At 66.1% G+C, this 17445-nt stretch carries 16 protein-coding genes; 6 read left to right on the top strand and 10 right to left on the bottom strand.

Annotation, left to right across the window (positions count from 1 at the left end):
• Positions 1-15: 15 nt before the first annotated feature.
• Positions 16-1080 (bottom strand): LacI family DNA-binding transcriptional regulator, encoded by a 1065-nt coding sequence (locus tag B9Y86_RS12210; RefSeq protein WP_085486431.1) that lies wholly within the window; start codon positions 1078-1080, stop codon positions 16-18.
• Positions 1081-1153: 73 nt separating this feature from the next.
• On the opposite strand from B9Y86_RS12210, the gene B9Y86_RS12205 reads away from it, so the two are divergent.
• Positions 1154-1978 carry an aldo/keto reductase gene (locus B9Y86_RS12205; protein ID WP_085486429.1) on the top strand — a complete coding sequence of 275 codons (825 nt, stop codon included), beginning with the start codon at positions 1154-1156 and terminating at the stop codon, positions 1976-1978.
• Positions 1979-1986: 8 nt separating this feature from the next.
• On the opposite strand, the gene B9Y86_RS12200 is transcribed toward B9Y86_RS12205, so the two are convergent.
• Positions 1987-3297, bottom strand: coding sequence for a coiled-coil domain-containing protein (locus B9Y86_RS12200; protein WP_085486427.1), 1311 nt, complete (start codon positions 3295-3297; stop codon positions 1987-1989).
• Between the two features lie 98 nt (positions 3298-3395).
• Positions 3396-4379, bottom strand: coding sequence for an aldo/keto reductase (locus B9Y86_RS12195; RefSeq protein WP_085486425.1), 984 nt, complete (start codon positions 4377-4379; stop codon positions 3396-3398).
• A gap of 115 nt (positions 4380-4494) precedes the next feature.
• On the opposite strand from B9Y86_RS12195, the gene B9Y86_RS12190 reads away from it, so the two are divergent.
• Positions 4495-5352, top strand: a complete 858-nt coding sequence (locus B9Y86_RS12190) for a DUF4349 domain-containing protein (RefSeq protein ID WP_085486423.1) — start codon at positions 4495-4497, stop codon at positions 5350-5352.
• Between the two features lie 59 nt (positions 5353-5411).
• The gene (locus tag B9Y86_RS12185; protein ID WP_085486421.1) at positions 5412-6566 is read left to right on the top strand and encodes a bifunctional 2-methylcitrate synthase/citrate synthase; all 1155 of its coding nucleotides are present in this window, start codon (positions 5412-5414) and stop codon (positions 6564-6566) included.
• 1 nt (position 6567) lies between these two features.
• Here B9Y86_RS12185 and B9Y86_RS12180 read toward each other — a convergent pair whose 3' ends face one another.
• From B9Y86_RS12180 to ku, 4 genes are all read right to left on the bottom strand, one after another.
• Positions 6568-7557, bottom strand: a complete 990-nt coding sequence (locus tag B9Y86_RS12180; RefSeq protein ID WP_139824880.1) for a glycoside hydrolase family 3 N-terminal domain-containing protein — start codon at positions 7555-7557, stop codon at positions 6568-6570.
• Positions 7558-7735: 178 nt separating this feature from the next.
• A complete protein-coding gene (locus B9Y86_RS12175) occupies positions 7736-8245 on the bottom strand; it encodes a gamma carbonic anhydrase family protein (protein ID WP_085486417.1) in 510 nt (169 codons plus the stop codon).
• Positions 8242-9396: an acyl-CoA dehydrogenase family protein gene (locus tag B9Y86_RS12170; protein ID WP_139824879.1), complete on the bottom strand. Its 1155-nt coding sequence runs from the start codon at positions 9394-9396 to the stop codon at positions 8242-8244. The genes B9Y86_RS12175 and B9Y86_RS12170 overlap by 4 nt, the downstream gene beginning before the upstream one ends.
• Before the next feature lie 9 nt (positions 9397-9405).
• A complete protein-coding gene (gene ku, locus B9Y86_RS12165) occupies positions 9406-10335 on the bottom strand; it encodes a non-homologous end joining protein Ku (protein WP_085486415.1) in 930 nt (309 codons plus the stop codon).
• Between the two features lie 70 nt (positions 10336-10405).
• Here ku and B9Y86_RS12160 point away from each other — a divergent pair, with 70 nt between their 5' ends.
• A complete protein-coding gene (locus B9Y86_RS12160; RefSeq protein ID WP_085486413.1) occupies positions 10406-12856 on the top strand; it encodes an ATP-dependent DNA ligase in 2451 nt (816 codons plus the stop codon).
• Between the two features lie 16 nt (positions 12857-12872).
• Positions 12873-13307 (top strand): DUF3592 domain-containing protein, encoded by a 435-nt coding sequence (locus B9Y86_RS12155; RefSeq protein ID WP_085486411.1) that lies wholly within the window; start codon positions 12873-12875, stop codon positions 13305-13307.
• A gap of 14 nt (positions 13308-13321) precedes the next feature.
• On the opposite strand, the gene B9Y86_RS12150 is transcribed toward B9Y86_RS12155, so the two are convergent.
• Positions 13322-13789: an NUDIX hydrolase gene (locus B9Y86_RS12150; RefSeq protein ID WP_085486409.1), complete on the bottom strand. Its 468-nt coding sequence runs from the start codon at positions 13787-13789 to the stop codon at positions 13322-13324.
• Positions 13790-13836: 47 nt separating this feature from the next.
• On the opposite strand from B9Y86_RS12150, the gene B9Y86_RS12145 reads away from it, so the two are divergent.
• Complete coding sequence (locus B9Y86_RS12145; protein ID WP_085486407.1) at positions 13837-15333, top strand: SDR family oxidoreductase; 1497 nt, start codon at positions 13837-13839, stop codon at positions 15331-15333.
• Positions 15334-15356: 23 nt separating this feature from the next.
• On the opposite strand, the gene B9Y86_RS12140 is transcribed toward B9Y86_RS12145, so the two are convergent.
• Positions 15357-15536: a hypothetical protein gene (locus B9Y86_RS12140; protein WP_044439183.1), complete on the bottom strand. Its 180-nt coding sequence runs from the start codon at positions 15534-15536 to the stop codon at positions 15357-15359.
• 65 nt (positions 15537-15601) lie between these two features.
• Entirely contained in the window at positions 15602-17308 is a 1707-nt protein-coding gene (locus tag B9Y86_RS12135) for an AMP-binding protein (RefSeq protein WP_085486405.1), read from the bottom strand.
• Positions 17309-17445: the final 137 nt, after the last annotated feature.

Raw genomic sequence — 17445 nt, 5'->3', positions numbered from 1 at the left:
AAGCTCTCGCGAACCCTACGGGCAGCTCTCCCTCAACAGGACCTGCACCGGGAGCACGAGCGACCGCGCGTCCATCGACGGGTCGTCGAGGCGGGCGGTCAACGCCTGGATGGCCGCGCGGCCGAGCTCCACCATCGGCTGGTGCACGGTGGTGAGGCGCGGCGACGAGTGCCGCCCGGCCGTGATGCCGTCGAAACCGGTGACCATCACGTCATCAGGAACGCTGATCGACCGGCGACCCATCGCATCCAGAACGCCGAGCGCCGTCTGATCGTTCGAGCAGACGATCGCATCGGGAAGCGGGTCGATGCCCAGCGCGATCTCACGCCCCTGAACCCTGCTGAAGTCGCCGCGGATCAGCTCGACCGTCACGTCTGCGACGCCGTCGACCGCCGCCCTGAATCCCTGAAGTCGCTCGGCATCGTCGGGCGAGTCCTCGGGGCCGGCGATGTACAGCAGGCGCCTGGCCCCCGCGCTCAGAACGTGCTCGGTCATAGCGCGCATGCCGGGAGCGTTGTTGACGCTCACGTGATCGAACTCGTCCGTTCCGCGCGTCGCCGCGAGAACGACCACGGGGATGCGCCGGGCCACATGCGTGAGCAGTTCGTCGGGCACGGTGCGTGCCAGCACGGCCAGACCATCGACCCGTCCCGCGATGTCGTTCACGATCGCCTCGCGCGACGCCCCACGACCGGCTGCCACCATCAGCGCAAAGCCTCGTCGCCAGGCCTCGATCTCGGCGCCGCGCAGCACCTCGTCGAAGTAGAAGTTGTTCGTCTCCGGCTCGGTCGTCGGGTCGTCACGCACGGTCGTGACCCCGCCGGATGCCGCGACGAGCTGGCCCTCGGATCCCGCCACATCGTCGTGGCCGGGAAAGAACAGCCCGATCACGTTGGTTCGCCGAGCCGCGAGCCCGCGGGCATTCGCACTCGGAACGTAGCCGAGATGCCGAACGGCCTCGAGCACCCGCTCTCGGGTCTGCTGCTTCACCGAGTCGGGGCTGCGCAAGACGCGCGAGACGCTGGCGATCGATACGCCCGCGCGCTCGGCCACGTCATAGACAGTAGGCGCTTTGGCCATTCTCGCTTCCCTCTCTCGTCGTCCTCTAGTCTGCACGACGGGCGTGCGAACGACCGTCGTCGATAATGGTCGAATGCCCACTTCTCCCCTTGTCACTCTGTCCGACGGCCGCGCCATCCCCCAGCTCGGGCTGGGTGTGTACAAGGTCTCAGACAGTGAGGCGACAGATGCCGCCGCTCACGCCCTCGAAACCGGGTACCGCCACATCGACACTGCCGCGTTCTACGAAAACGAGAGGGGCGTCGGGCAGGCGATCCGAGCGAGCGACGTTCCCCGACACGAGGTGTTCGTCACGTCGAAGGTGTGGCAGAGCGATCACGGATACGACGAGACGCGTCGCGCGTTCGACACGAGTCTCGAGAAACTCGGCTTCGACTACCTCGACCTCTACCTCATCCACTGGCCCGCACCGCGGCAGAACCGCTACGTCGAGACCTGGCGGGCGCTCGAGAGCCTGAAAGCCGACGGGGTCGTCCGCTCGATCGGCGTCTCGAACTTTCACCCGCACCACCTCGAGAGGCTCGCCCAGGAGGGTGGAGAGACCCCTGTGGTCAACCAGGTCGAGTTGCATCCGTGGCTTCAGCAGGCCGAGGTGCGCAAGTACGACGCCGCGCACTCGATCGCGACCGAGGCATGGTCACCGTTGGCTCGGGGCCGAATCCTCGACGACCCCACCCTGGCCGCTCTGGCCGCGAAGCACGGCCGGTCGGCGGCTCAGATCGTGCTGCGCTGGCAGCTCGACCTCGGCAACATCGTCATTCCGAAATCGATCACGCCCGAACGCATCCGCGAGAACATCGACGTCTTCGATTTCGCTCTCGACGATGACGACCGCGCGCGCATCGCTGCGCTCGACAGCGGGCAGCGCACCGGAAAAGACCCCGACGACCTCGGCTGACGCTCGGATCAGGTCAGGTCGTCGACGTGCAGGTGGGTGCAGGTGTCGGCGAAGTCATGGAAGTTCGAGAAATCGGGCTCATCCCCGGCATTGATGCGGCACTGGCGCTGGCCGAGTCCGGACCCCGAGGGCATCACCTGATCGAGCACCGCGATCAGGCGCAGCGAATTGTCGTCTGCTCCCGAGAGGCCCTGACCGTCGAGCGCGTTGAAGTCGACCGCATGGCCTCCCCCGCCCACATAGTGCGCCGAATAGATGCCGGCACCCTCGATCTGGCCGGTGCACTTGCGATTGATGTCGCTCACTCCGGCCGAGCCGAATGTACGCACGGCTACGACGATCGCGGCGAGGATCTGCGTGTCGATGCCGCAGTTCTCCACGGAGTCACCGGCTGCGATCCACTCGATCTCCTGAAGGTGGTCGGGCTGGGCGCCCGTCAGACGACCGGCCTGGATGTCGCCGACCAGTTCCAGCGCGAGCGTGCGTGCGTCGTCAGAGATGGGCGCTCCGGGCGCGGAGCCGGCCTGCGCGGCGGCGGCCGCGGCCGCGGCTGCCGCGGCCTCCGCAGCGGCGACGCCGGCCTGATAGTCCGCCTCGGTGGTGGCCACGTTCTGGGTGAGCGAGGCGAGTTGCGCTTGCAGCTCGGATTCGTGGGCCGACTGCGCGTTCACCGCGCTGACCGCGGCCTTCTGGGCGGCGAGGGCGTCAGCGAGCGATGTCGACGCCGTATTCGCCAGCGCCGTCAATGCGTCCTTCGCGACCTGGGCCTGGTCGCTCATCGCGGCGGCTTCGTTGCTCTGCGTCTTCGCGGTGGCATAGACGCCGGAGACGGTCTCGCTGAGCTTGCTCAACGATCCCAGCTTGCCCAGCAGGTCGTCGCTCTCACCCGAGGAGCTGGTCAGCAGCATCGACGAGACGTCTTCGCCACCGCCGAGACGGGCGAACTGCGCCGCGAGCTGCGCGGCCTGCTTCTTCGACGCATCCGCTGACGCCTGCAGACTGGCCGCGCGATCGGCCAGCGAATCGGCCGTCTTCTGACCGTCTTCGAGGGCCTTCTGCGCCTTCTCGTTGAGAGTCCACTTCTCATTGGCCTGCTGCTCGGCCGCAGACGCCTCGTCTTTCAGCTGCGCGAGCAGCTGGGTGATCTGGTCGACCTCCGCCTGCTTCGCCGATTCGCTGGCCTTCGCGGCCTGCACGTCGTCCCACGAGGGATAGTCGTCGGCCCGTGCGGCTGCGCCGCCAGACAGCGTGGTCGCGCCGACAATCGCAGCGACGACCAGGGCAGTGATCGTGTTGTTCGTCCGACGTGCTCTACTCACCGATGTCCTCGTTCTGTTGGGCCGCCTACGAAAGTAGCCCCGAGATCACGAGCATCGATGCAGCAACACGCCACCGGCGCATCACCCACGGCAATTTGTCACCAGCGCCCGTGCACGGCCTCACGGAAGTAGCGGTCGTAAATGTCATTCACGCCGTCTTCGAAGACTTCGCCGAGGTAGCCGACAGACCCGGCCGCGGCGTTCGCTCGCGCCTGGGCCACGTTGCGGGCGCCGGGAATGACCGAGCTCACACCCGGTCGCGACGCGACCCACGCCAAGGCTGCCGCGGCGGGAGTCGTGCCGTCGGGAACGAGCGCGGCGAACTCGCGGGCCGCTGCGACGCCGGCCTCGAAATCGACGCCGGAGAAGGTCTCCCCCACATCGAAGGCGCTGCCATCGCGGTTGTAGTTGCGGTGGTCGTCTGCCGCGAACACGGTGTCGGCCGAGTACCGGCCGCTGAGCAGACCGGATGCCAGCGGAACGCGCGCGATGATGCCCACGCCCGCTTCGATGGCTGCGGGCAGCACGGCGTCGAGCGGCTTCAGCCGGAACGCGTTGAGAATGATCTGCACCGTTGCGGTGCCCGGGCGAGCGATGGCCGCGAGCGCCTCATCGCACGTCTCGACGCTGACTCCGTAGTTGGCGATGACTCCGTCGTCGATGAGGGTGTCGAGCGCGTCGTACACGGCGTCCGAGCTGAACACCGCAGTCGGCGGGCAGTGCAGCTGCACCAGGTCGAGCGTCTGCACGTTCAGGTTGCGCCTCGACCGGTCGGTCCACTCGCGAAACTTCTCGAGCGTGAAGTTCGACGGGTCCTGCGCCTCCCGTCGGCCCATCTTCGTGGCGACGGTGACCTCACTGTCGGGGTGCGCCTCGAGATACTCGCCTATCAGCTGCTCGCTGCGTCCGTCTCCGTAGACGTCGGCGGTATCGAAAAAGGTGACGCCCGACTCCACGGCAGCGTCGAGAACCGCGTGGGCTTCGGCAGCGCTCACGTCACCCCAATCCGCTCCGAGCTGCCAAGTGCCGAGTCCGATGCTCGATACGGTTCGACCAGTGCGTCCGAGGGTGCGATATTCCATGCTTCGAGCCTAGGCGCTTCGCTCGAAGCAAGAACCGTAACGGCCCGATAACGAGAGGGTAACCATCGCATCTCGCTCACTCCGCTCGCAGGCAACCGTCCCTAGCGTGAGCCTCATGAAGAGATACGCGCTCACTGTCGCCGCCACCGTCGCCGTCGTTGTGCTGCTCGCGGGGTGCTCGAGTTCGTCGGGGGCATCTTCTCCGTCAGAGGGAGGACGCCCAGCGCCGGTAGCTCCGCAACGAGACCAATCGGCCTCCGGCGGTGCCGAAGACGGCGCCGTGTCAGCGGACGCGCAGGTCATCACGACGGGCTGGGTCTCGATCAGCGTGACGAACCCCAGCACAGCCAGTGCGTCAGCGGTGACCGTCGTCGAACAGCACGGCGGGCACATCGACAACCGGTCCGAGCGTGCGGGAACGGATTCCGAGTCGGCGAGCGCCGAGCTCACGATCAGGGTTCCCGAAGACGCGGTAACCACGGTGCTCGACGATCTGAAGAAGCTCGGCACCGTCGATTCCGCGTCCATCTCATCGACAGATGTCACGGCCCAGACCACCGATCTGGATGCCCGCATCACGGCCATGCAGGGATCGGTCGACAGGCTGCTCGACCTGATGGCCGCGGCCACCGACATAGACGACCTGATCGCGCTCGAGTCCGCGATCTCCACCCGCCAGGCCGACCTGGATTCTTTGAAGTCGCAACGCGACCTGTTGGGCGACCAGGTCGCCTACTCGACGATCGATCTCCAGCTCCACACGGAAGGTTCGGGCCGCCCGGGCGCGCCGAAAGACTTCTGGGGTGGACTCGCCGTCGGCTGGAACTCCCTTGTCGCCGCCCTCAACGGCTCTCTGGTGGCTCTCGGCGTCGCCCTGCCGTGGCTGCTCGTCTTGGCGGCGCTCGCGGCGATCACGCTCGTCATCGTTCGCACGGTCACTCGACGCAAGTCGCAGACCCCGCCGGCCCCCTGATTCATCACCCGGGTTCGATAGCATGGCGACCGCGCCCCCGTTCGGGAGGGCGCCGCCTCATGCGAAGGAGCCTGCCCGTGTCTGATTCGTCCGCGATCGTCGAAGAACCTCGCATCCACAAAGGTCTGGCCGGTGTCGTCGTCGATACGACGGCTATCTCGAAGGTCAATCCCGAGACCAATTCACTGCTCTACCGCGGCTATCCGGTCCAAGAGCTGGCCGCGCTGTGCTCTTTCGAGCAGGTCGCCTACCTCCTCTGGCATGGCGAGCTGCCCACCGAGGAGCAGCTCGCCGAGTTCGAGCGCGTCGAACGCGCCCAGCGCGCACTGCCCGTCGCGGTACGTCGCATCATCGACGAGTTGCCTCTCACGGCGCACCCGATGGACGTGCTGCGCACCGCCGTGAGCGTCATCGGCGCGAGCGACCCGCGCGCATCCGACGACTCGCCCGAGGCCGAGCTCGAGAAGGCGATCGGGCTCTACGCCAGAATCCCCGCGATCGTGGCGTATGACCAGAGGCGGCGGCACGGCGACGACGTCGTCGAGCCGCGCGACGATCTGGGCTACTCGGCCAACTTCCTTCACATGACCTTCGGCGATGTTCCAGAGCTGGTCGTGGTCGATGCGTTCGACGTGTCGATGATTCTGTACGCCGAGCACTCCTTCAACGCGTCGACCTTCACGACCCGGGTCATCACGTCGACGCTGGCCGATCTGTACTCGGCAGTCGTGGGAGGCATCGGCGCGCTCAAAGGGCCCCTGCACGGCGGCGCCAACGAGGCCGTGATGCACACGTTCGACGAGGTGGGCAGGGCCGACAAGGCAGCCGCCTGGCTCGACACCGCCCTCGCCGAAAAACGCAAGATCATGGGCTTCGGTCACCGCGTCTACAAGCACGGCGATTCACGAGTGCCCACCATGAAGACGAGTCTCGATGCCCTCCTCGAGCACTACGACCGCCCCGATCTCGGTGCCCTCTACGACGCACTCGAGACGGCCATGACGGCGCGCAAGAACATTCTGCCGAACCTCGACTACCCGTCGGGCCCGGCGTATCACCTCATGGGCTTCGACACCGAGACCTTCACGCCGCTCTTCGTCGCGAGCCGCATCGTCGGCTGGACCGCGCACATCATGGAACAGCGGGCGTCGAACTCTCTCATCAGGCCGCTGAGCGCGTACTCGGGTCATGACGAACGGCACGTCGAGGGCTGAGTCAGAATGCGGTGTCAGGATGCTGCCGCAGCCAGAGGGTGCGTCGAAGCTCGAGGTCACGGGTCACCGCGTCGTCGATGACGGCGGAGTCGATCCTTCCTGACTCCACAGCACCCACGACCGCCGAGATGGTCGCGTCGATATCGCCCGGTGTCACGTACAGGAGCAGGTCATTGCCCGCCGCAACTGCCCGAATGGCGTTCTCGTCGGGATTCGCGTACTCGGGAAGACCCGTCGCCTCCAGCATTCCCATGTCGTCGGTCACGGTCACGCCGGTGAACCCCAGTTCGTCTCGCAGGATCGAGTGCCAGGTCGAGGACAGGCTCGCCGGCTGCGGGTCGACGGGGATGTAGGCCAGATGCCCGAACATCACCAGTTCGGCGCCGCCATCGATGCCCGCCTTGAAAGGAGGGGCGTCCCGAGCACGCCATCCGCCCAGGTCGACATCGATCTGCGGCACGCTGGTATGCGAGTCATCCGTCGATTCTCCGTGCCCGGGAAAGTGCTTGAGGGTGCTGAAGACTCGGCCCTTCTCGCCGGCCACCGCGGCGGCGACCTTCGGTGCTGCTGTTGCCGCATCCGGTCCGAGCGTTCGGCTGAATATGAACGATGCGGGGTCGGCCGTCACATCGGCGACGACACCGAAGTTCACCGAGACCCCGACACTGCCGAGCAACGTCGACCGGCCGGTGAAGGCGTCGAGCGTCGCCGACTCGGGCTCGGCGGCGAGGCTATCAGCGCCGGCGAACCCGTCGTAGGGAAGTCGGGTCACGTCGCCTCCCTCCTCGTCGATCGCGATGAGAGGAGAAAGACCGTCGCCAGAGCTGACCCCGCCTGTCAGCGCGGCCAGTTCCTCGGGCGTCGCCGGGATGTTCTCACCCATGAGGATCAGTCCGCCGAGACCTCGTGACACGGTCGCCTGCCACGCAGCACCGTCGAGGCCGGGCGCCCGAACGATGAACATCGAGGCGACCTTCTGCTCGAGCGTCATGGTGTCGAGGCGCACCGCGGCGTATTGCGCCGTCAGATCTTCGACGGAGGGAGGCTGAGTTGGTGTCGATTCTGCGGTCTCGGTCGGCGAAGCAGATGGGGTGGCTTGCTCAGCGTCAGACGCGGCGCACGAGGTCAGGAACAGGCCGAGACAGACGATCGCTAGAGCAACGGCGCCTCTACGACGCACCGTAAGCCCGAGACAGCGCCACGTAGTTGCTGCCGTTCGTTCGGATGCCGTCACGCTCGTCGTCGGTGAGTTCGCGTCGAACCTTCGCCGGCACCCCAGCCACGAGCGATCCCGCTGCGATCTCGGTGCCCTCGAGCACAACGGCTCCGGCCGCGATGAGGCAGTTCGCGCCGATCACCGCTCCGTTCAAGACCGTGGCGTTCATGCCGACGAGGCTGTCATCTCCGACGGTGCAGCCGTGCAACACGGCGCCGTGGCCGACGCTCACTCCGTCGCCGATACGCGTCGGAAACCCCGGGTCGGCGTGCACCACGACGTTGTCCTGCAGATTACTGCGCTCGCCCACCGTGATCTCCGACGAGTCCCCTCTCAGAACCGCTCCGAAGAAGACGCTGCTCTCGGCGCCGACCGTCACTCGCCCGATGAGCGTGCCGGTCGGGGCTATCCATGCGGTGCCAGCCACGAGCGGCGTGCGCTCACCGAACGCGATGATGCTCACTCCGGCACCGGTCCGAGAAGGGTGTTCGCCACGGTGGCGTGCGCGGAGTCGTCGTCTGAAGGGTGGAACATACCCGCCAGTACATCACGGTAGAGACGCCCGAGCTCGCTCGAGTTCGACATCGCCGACCCTCCGGTGACCCTGACCGCCTGATCGACCACGACCCGTGCGGTCTCCGTCGCGCGCACTTTGAGCCCGACCAGCTTCGCGAACCACAGGGCGCCGTGGTCGACCAGCCTGTCGACATCGCACGCCATCCGGTCGATCTGCGGCTCGAGCGCGTCGAGCGCGATGCCGGCCTGGGCCACCCTGCGCCGAATGTCGGGGTCGGATGCGTACGGCCGGCCGCCCGACTTCAGGCTCGTTCTGCGGTGGGCCGCTTCTACGGCGAGCTCGAGCGCTCGATCGGCGATGCCGGCGTAGACGGCGGCGACGAGGATCTCGAAGTTCGCGAAGATCGCGAAGACCAGCGGGTCGGCACTCGGCCCCGGTGCGATGCGCCGGAACACCCGGTCGGCCGTCGCCGTGACTCCCTCGAGGATCGTGGTGTGGCTCTGCGTCGCACGCATTCCGAGCGTGTCCCAGTCGTCTTCTATTCGATAGCCGCCGGCCGCGCGGTCGATGAAGGCGTGCACCAGCTGGGGCGCATCCGGGCCCGTGTCGTCGCGACCGAACACGCCGAGTCTGGTCCAGACCGGCGACAGCGACGTGAAGATCTTGCGGCCCGTGAATGAGTAGGAGCCATCGGGATGCCCGTCGGCTCGGGTTCGAGAGTCGAGCAGCACGAGGTCGTTGCCCGGCTCGCTGTTTCCGAAGGCGAAGATCTCACCGGCGACCGACTCGTCGAGCACAAAGGCGAGCGACTCGTCGCCGCGATCGAGCAGGGCCTTCGCGACGCCCGTCCAGACGAGGTGCATGTTGATGGCGAGAGCCGTCGCGGGTGCCGCGGCGGCAAGGCGCCGTTGCTCGCGCGCGACATCGGCGAGACCCAGCCCGTGTCCGCCGCGCGACGAGGGGGCGAAGAGCCGAAGGTAGCCGAGTTCGGTCAGATCGGCGAGATCCTCGTGCGGAAAGGCATTGTCACGGTCGTATCCCGCCGCGCGCGAACGGATGCGTTCGAACACGTCGTCGGGGATCAGCGGGGAGTGCACGCCCCCACATTACGCCCGGCGCTTCTTCTCGGCGGAGGGCTCTTTCGTGGCGGTCGGTTTCTTCGCCGCGACAGCCTTCTTCGCAGCAGGCTCCTTCTTCACAGCAGCCTTCTTCTTCGGCGCGGGCTTCTTCTTCGGCGCGGGCTTCTTCTTGGCAGCATTGCGTTCCACACTGCGCCGCAGAGCCTCCATGAGGTCGATGACCTCTCCCCCGGCCTCCTTCTCGGGCTGCTCGCCGAATGTGGCGTCGGTGTCGAGCGCCTCGCCCTGCTCGAGCTTGGCGTCGATGAGCGTTTGGAGTTGCGCCTGGTAGTCGTCGGTGAAGTCCTCGGGCGAGAAGTCGCTGGCGAAGCTGTCGACGAGAGCGCTCGACATCTCGAGTTCTTTCGCCGTGATGCGCACGCGTTCGTCGAGGGCGGCGAACGAAGCCTCTCGCACCTCGTCCGACCAGAGCAGCGACTGCAGCATGAGTACGTCTCCGTGCACGCGCAGAGCCCCGAGCCGAGTCTTCTGCCGCAGAGCGAAGTGCACGATCGCGGTGCGGTCGGTCTGCTCGAGCGTGCGCCTGAGCAGCACATACGACTTGGCGCTCGACGAGTCGGGTTCGAGAAAGTAGCTGCGGTCGAGCATGATCGGATCGATCTGCTCGCTCGGCACGAACTCGACCACGTCGATCTCGCGGCTTTTCTCCTCGGGCAGACTCGAGAGGTCGTCGTCGGTCAGCACCACCGTGCGCTCACCGTCGTCGAAAGCCTTGTCGATGTGGGCGTAGTCCACGACCTTGCCGCAGATCTCGCAGCGTCTCTGGTAGCGGATGCGGCCGCCGTCTTCGTCGTGTACCTGGTGCAGGGCGATGTCGTGATCCTCGGTGGCCGCATAGACCTTGACAGGCACGTTCACGAGGCCGAATGTGACGGCACCTTTCCAGATGGCTCTCATACACCCGAGTGAACTCCTCTCGGCGCGCAAGCACTAGCCCTTGACCCTGGCGCGTGCTGACAATGTCAGCATGAGCGCGACGAAACAGGTGGTGTCCGTGGGCGGGCAGCGGCTCACCCTCACCAATCTCGACAAGGTGCTGTATCCCGAGACAGGAACGACGAAAGGTGAGGTGCTCGACTACTACGCGTCCATCGCTCCTGTTCTCATTCCGCATGCTCGCGACAGGCCAGCCACGCGCAAGAGGTGGGTGAATGGCGTCGGCACGGCAGAGCATCCCGGCGAGATGTTCTTTCAGAAGAACCTCGACGACGGCACACCCGACTGGGTCACCCGCGGCACGATCGAGCACAAGAACCACGCGAACGACTACCCGCTCGTCAACAATCTCGCCACGCTCACCTGGCTCGGCCAGATCGCGGCCCTCGAGATCCATGTGCCACAGTGGCGCTTCGCTCGAACGGGCGAGCCGAAGAACCCCGATCGCCTGGTCCTCGACCTCGATCCCGGAGAGGGCGCCGGTCTGCCGGAGTGCGCGGAGGTGGCCCGCCTCGCCCGCGAGATCCTTCGCGACATGGGCCTCGATCCCATGCCCGTCACGAGCGGGTCGAAGGGTATACACCTCTATGCCGCCCTCGACGGCAAGCAGACCTCCGGCGAGGTGTCGGCCGTGGCTCACGAACTCGCCCGCGCGCTGGAGTCCGCCCATCCCGACCTCATCGTCAGCGACATGAAGAAACACTTGCGCACGGGGAAGGTGCTCGTCGACTGGAGCCAGAACAACGGATCGAAGACGACGATCACCCCGTATTCTCTGCGGGGCCGGTCGCATCCGATGGTCGCTGCGCCCCGAACCTGGCGTGAGCTGGCGAGTCCCTCGCTCGCCCAACTCGACTTTCATGAGGTGCTCCGGCGCGTGAAGCGTCGAGGCGATCCGCTCGCCGATCTAGTCAAGGGCCACCTCGACGCACTCGAACCGACGGCCGACAGGCTGGCGACCTATCGGCAGAAGCGCGACGCGTCGAAGACGCCGGAGCCCGTGCCGAGCGAGGCCGCAGCACCCACCGAGGGGCGCTCGTTCGTAATTCAGGAGCATCACGCCAGGCGACTCCACTACGACTTCCGTCTCGAGCACGACGGGGTGCTCGTGAGTTGGGCGCTGCCGAAGGGAGTGCCGACGTCGGGAAAACAGAACCACCTGGCCGTGCAGACAGAGGACCACCCGCTCGCGTACGGTTCGTTCGAGGGCACGATTCCTGCCGGAGAATACGGCGGGGGCGAGGTGACGATCTGGGATGCCGGCACGTACGAACTCGAGAAGTGGCGCGACGGAAAAGAAGTGATCGCTACGCTGACGGGCACGAAGCCGTCGGGCCTCGGCGAGCCGCGGAGGTTCGCCCTCATCCACACGGGTGGCGCGGGCCGGGCAGAGAACAACTGGCTCATCCATCTGATGGATCCGGCGCAGCCCGCAGCGCCCACGGCGTCTCCCACACGCGCAGCCGATCCGAAGCGCTCGGCCTCGTCCGGCAGACCCATCTCGCCGATGCTCGCCACTCTGGGAACACCCGCGACCGTTATCGCCGATGACTCCCCCGCAGGCTGGGCTTTCGAGATGAAGTGGGACGGCATCCGCGTGATCGCTCGGGTGCGAGGCGGCGATGTTCGGCTCACCAGCCGCAATGGAAACGACCTCACTCGCAGCTTCCCCGAGCTCGCTGAGGCGGTCGCGGAGTCCGTCGGCACGGCGACAGACTGCGTTCTCGATGGCGAGATCGTCGCGCTCGATGCGCGAGGGCGTCCCGACTTCGGGCGGTTGCAGACTCGCATGAAGCTCACGAAGCAATCCGAGATCGAGCGGGCGATCTCGTCGACCAGGGCGCACTACTTCGTCTTCGATGCTCTCGAGCAGGGCGACGAGTCGCTGACCTCGCGCGGCTACGACGAGAGGCGTTTGTTGCTGGAGGAGATCGTCGCGGCCGACACGACGTCGCTCGTGCAGGTTCCTCCCGCCTACGAAGGCGACCTCGACGAAGCCCTCGCCGCGAGCGCAGAGCTGCGCCTCGAGGGCGTCGTGGCCAAGAAGCGCGATTCGACGTATCGACCGGCCAAAAGGTCGTCTGCGTGGATCAAGCTCAAACTGCACAAGACGCAGGAGGTCGTGGTCGTGGGATGGCGGCCAGGAGCAGGGCGACGAGCGAACTCGATCGGTTCTCTCCTCGTCGCCGTGCCTCGAGACGGAGAACTCCGCTACGCGGGTCGCGTCGGAACAGGCTTCAGCGAACGAGATCTCGCCGAGTTGATGACCCGGTTCTCTCGGATGAAGCGCACAACGTCACCGGCCACGGACGTGCCGGCGGCCGACGCCCGCGATGCGCACTGGATCACCCCGTCCCAGGTCGGAGAGGTCGAGTTCGCGGAGTGGACGACGACGAACCGGCTCCGCCAGCCCGTCTGGCGAGGGTGGCGCACCGACAAGAAGCCCGCCGATGTCGTTGTCGAAGAGCCTCGTCCCGCTTAGCCCCTAAAATCGATCCATGACCACGCCCCTCGACGCAGCATCGCTGGTCTTGGAGCTCCTCTCATGGATCGGCCTCGGCCTCGGCGTGCCTCTGCTTATCGCGGGCTACGTTCGTCGGCTTGCCTTCAGCGGCTGGACGGAGACGATGGCGGTCATCGTGGCTCGTCACCCGACTCCGGATGCGCCGCACGGCGACGTCGTCGAGCCGCACGTCTTCCGGTGGCTGGGCGACGACGGCCACCTCTACGAGCTGCCCGCAGACACCGAGGAGACCGCCCATCTGGTGGAGGGTGACGACGTCACCGTGTTCGTGAACCCTCGACGCCCCGAGCAGGCTCGCACCGACCCCGCCCATCGCGAGGGACATCTGCTGAGGCTTCTGGGCTACATCTTCACGGGCGTCGGGGCGGCCAGCGTCGTACTCTCGATCGTGATCGCCGTCATCGAATAGGGCCTGATCGAACGTTACTGCTCGAAGCGCGCGGCAGGAATGTCGTCGAGGGCGTACCGGATGCGCGTGCGCATGTCGAGAGACATCTCCGGCAGCTCGTGAAGGGCGAACCAGCGGGCCTCGGTGTTCTCGCCGTCGGCGGGGTAGGGATCACCGGAGACGTAGCGCATGCGGAACGTGAGATCGAGGTACTCGGACTGGTCGCCGTTGTCGTACGTCAGCATGGGCAGCGTGTGCACCCACGAGAGCCGCTCGGCCACAGCGACCACACCGGCCTCCTCGAGAACCTCGCGAGCGGCCGCCGTCGCGGGCTGCTCGCCCGGATCGATGATGCCGGTCACGGGCGTCCAGGCTCCGTTGTCGGAGCGTCGAACCATCAGCACGTTGTCGTCGTGTGTGACGACGGCAGTGATGCCAGAGAGCCAGAGTGGAGCGTGACCGATCTTCTCGCGCAGGGCCAATACGAAATCAGGAGTCGCCATAAGACGAGACTATGGTGCCGAGCGGCCGCGGGTAGAATCGTCCGGTTATGACAGACCTGCCGAATGACCCCGAAACGCCGCCTGCCGGCTTCACCGCCGACGAACTCGAGGTGACCCTTCGGGTGCTGGCGCAGCTGCACACACTCGAGCAGGAGCATCCGGATTTCGTGGCCGTTCGTCGCGCGACCGCCAAGATGTTCAAGGCCGTCAAGAACCACGGCCGCCAAGAGAAGCGCGCGCGCATCGCCGCCGCCGACCGAGCCGTCGTCGCTGCCACCGCGACAGGGGCGTCCGATCGCATCGACGACGAGACCCGCGGCATCCCTCTGGCCACGACCATCGAGGCGCCGACCGCGGGCACGCTGCTCAAGTCGCGGGCCTGCTACATCTGCAAGCAGCACTACACGCTGGTCGACGCGTTCTACCACCAGCTCTGCCCCGACTGCGCGGCGATGAGCCACCAGAAGCGGGATGCCCGCACCGACCTCACCGGCAAGCGCGCGCTTCTCACGGGTGGCCGGGCGAAGATCGGCATGTACATCGCGCTGCGTCTGCTGCGCGACGGGGCACACACGACGATCACGACACGCTTTCCTCGCGATGCCGTACGTCGCTTCTCGAGCCTGCCCGACGCATCCGAGTGGGTGCATCGGCTGAAGGTCGTGGGAATCGACCTCAGGGATCCGGCGCAGGTGATCGCGCTCGCCGACGCCGTGGCCGCCGAAGGCCCCCTCGATATCCTCATCAACAATGCCGCGCAGACCGTCAAGCGCTCTCCTGGCTCCTATGCACCGCTGACGGATGCCGAGCTCGAGCCGTTGCCGACAGACCGACCGTTGCCCGAGCTGGTGACGTTCGGACACACGAACGACCCGCATCCCCAGGCTTTGGCCGCCTCAGTGGCTGCGCACCCGATTCTGGGATCGACCGCGCTCGTGGCTGACAAGCTCACGGCTTCGGAACTCACGAGCCTCGCCATGGCGCCGGGATCGAGCTCGCTCGACCGCCTCGCTGCAGGAACCGCGATCGATGCCGGCGGGCTGGTTCCGGATCTGCACGACGTCAACAGCTGGACTCAGAATGTCGAGCATGTCGATCCCCTCGAGATGCTCGAGGTGCAACTCGCCAACACCACCGCGCCCTTCATCCTTGTGAGCAGGTTGCGCCCGGTGATGGCCGCGTCTGAGGCCCGTCGCAAGTACATCGTCAACGTCTCCGCCATGGAGGGGCAGTTCGGTCGTCGCTACAAGGGCCCCGGCCACCCGCACACCAATATGGCTAAGGCCGCCATGAACATGCTCACGCGCACGAGCGCCGGAGAGATGCTCGAGTCCGACGGGATTCTCATGACCAGCGTCGATACGGGCTGGATCACCGACGAGCGTCCGCATCCCACCAAGGTGCGCCTGGCGGAGGAAGGCTTCCACGCCCCGCTCGACCTCGTCGACGGCGCAGCGCGGGTCTACGACCCGATCGTTCAGGGCGAGGCAGGCGAAGACCTGCACGGGGTCTTTCTCAAGGACTACAAGCCCGCAGCCTGGTAGGCGCGGGCGTCGATCGGGCTGCTCTAAGCCCGGTCGAGCCAGCGCAGAACGCTCATGGGCACGAAGACGGCGGCCGACGACAGCAGCACGCCGCCCACGAAGACCTCAGCGAGGAATCCGCCATCTCCCGGGAACGCGTATGCCATCACAACCATCCCGGCGACGAAGGCAGCCAGGCACAGGACGAAGACGATGACTCTCATGAAAACAACTACCGTTCGATCGTGGCGGCGCCCAGGCGCCGCGTGAAGAAGACTGTGCACCCAGACTATCGCGAGGCCGCGTCGCCCGGCTCCCTCAACTCGCGCCGCAGAATCTTGCCGACGTTGGTCTTGGGCAGTTCATCGCGGAACACGATGTATTTCGGCCGTTTGTAGCCGGCCAGACGGTCTTTCAAATAGCCCCTGATGTCGGCCTCGGTCAGCGACGGATCCTGGCGCACCACGAACAGCTTGACGGTCTCGCCCGAGTGTTCGTCTTCGACACCGATGACTCCGGCCTCCTTCACCCGAGGATCGCTGAGTACAGCCTCCTCGACCTCGGCGGGATACACATTGAACCCACCGACGACGATCATGTCTTTCATGCGATCGACGATGGTCACATAGCCGTCAGCATCCATGATCGCCACGTCTCCGGTGTGCAGCCATCCGTCGGGCCCGATGGCTTTCGCCGACTCCTCCGGCTTGTTCCAGTACCCCTTCATGACCTGAGGGCCGTAGATCACGAGCTCACCCCTCTCGCCCAGGGGAACCGCCACGTCGTCATCATCGCGGATCTCGACGTAGGTCGACGGAAGGGGAAGGCCGATCGTTCCGAGCCGGGCCGTTCCCACGGTGGGGTTCACCGATACGACGGGAGACGCCTCTGTCAGGCCGTAGCCCTCCACCATCTGCGAGCCCGTGCGGCGTTCCCACTCCTCGGCGACCTGCGTGCGCAGCGCCATCCCGCCCGCGACGCTCAACTTGAGCGGGGTGAAGTCGAGAGCATCGAAGCCCGGCCGGTCGAGAAGGGCTGCAGCCAGGGTGCTCACGAGAATGAGCACGCTCGGCCGGTACTTCGTCACGGTCTTGATGAGCGCGTCCGTCTCACGAGGGTTCGTGATGAGCACGTTATGTGCGCCGAAATGGAAGAATCCTAGGCAATTCACCGTCAGACAGAACACGTGGTACAGCGGCAGAGCGGCGATGACCGTCTCCTTGCCCTCCTGCAACGCGACGCGGATCGGTCCCATGATCTGGAACTGATTCGCCAGCATGTTGTGGTGGGTCAGCATGGCGGCCTTCGTACCGCCCGTCGTGCCTCCGGTGTACTGGAGGAAGGCCAGGTCTTCGGGTGCGATGTTCGGGGCGTCGAAGACGAGCTGCGCTCCCCTGCTGAGGGCGTCACGGAACGAGATCGTGCCCGACAGAGAGTGGGCGGGAACCATCTTCTTGACGTACCGCACAGCGAAGTTCGTGAAGGCACGTTGCGGCAGCGGCAGCAGGTCGCCCACCGAGGTGAGAATGACGTGCCGGATGTCGGTGCCGCCGATCTCCTGATCGAGCGTCACCGCGAAGTTCTCGAGTACGACGACCGCGACCGCTCCGGAGTCCACGAGGATCGATTTGAGCTCATGCGCCGTGTAGAGCGGGTTCGCATTGACCACGACAAGGCCGGCCTTCAGCGCCCCGAACATGGCGACGGGAAACTGCAGAAGGTTGGGCAGCTGGATGACGATGCGATCGCCCGGAACGAGGCCCAGTTCTTTCTGGTAAAACGCCGCCATGCGATCGGACAGCACGTCGACCTCACGGAATGACAGTGCATGCCCCATGTTGGAGAACGCGGGCTGGTCGCCGAACTTGGCGCATGTCGCGGCGACGAGCTCCGGGATCGATCGGAATGTGATCTCAGGGATGTCGGAGTCCTGACCGGGAGGATAGCTCGCAAGCCAAGGTCGGGCGGACTGGGGAGGATTCTCTGCTCTGAGCACCCTACGACTTTACCGGTCTGCCGCAGAGGTCGTTAAACGCGAAATGGCCACCCCGGTGTGGGGTGGCCATTCGTGTAATAGGAGTCCGGCGGTGTCCTACTCTCCCACAAGGTCCCCCTTGCAGTACCATCGGCGCA

This window comes from Agreia pratensis (assembly GCF_900177685.1).
Classification (GTDB): domain Bacteria; phylum Actinomycetota; class Actinomycetes; order Actinomycetales; family Microbacteriaceae; genus Agreia; species Agreia pratensis.
Note: the sequence above shows the minus strand (reverse complement) of the source record. Positions and strands in the feature narration are given on the sequence as shown.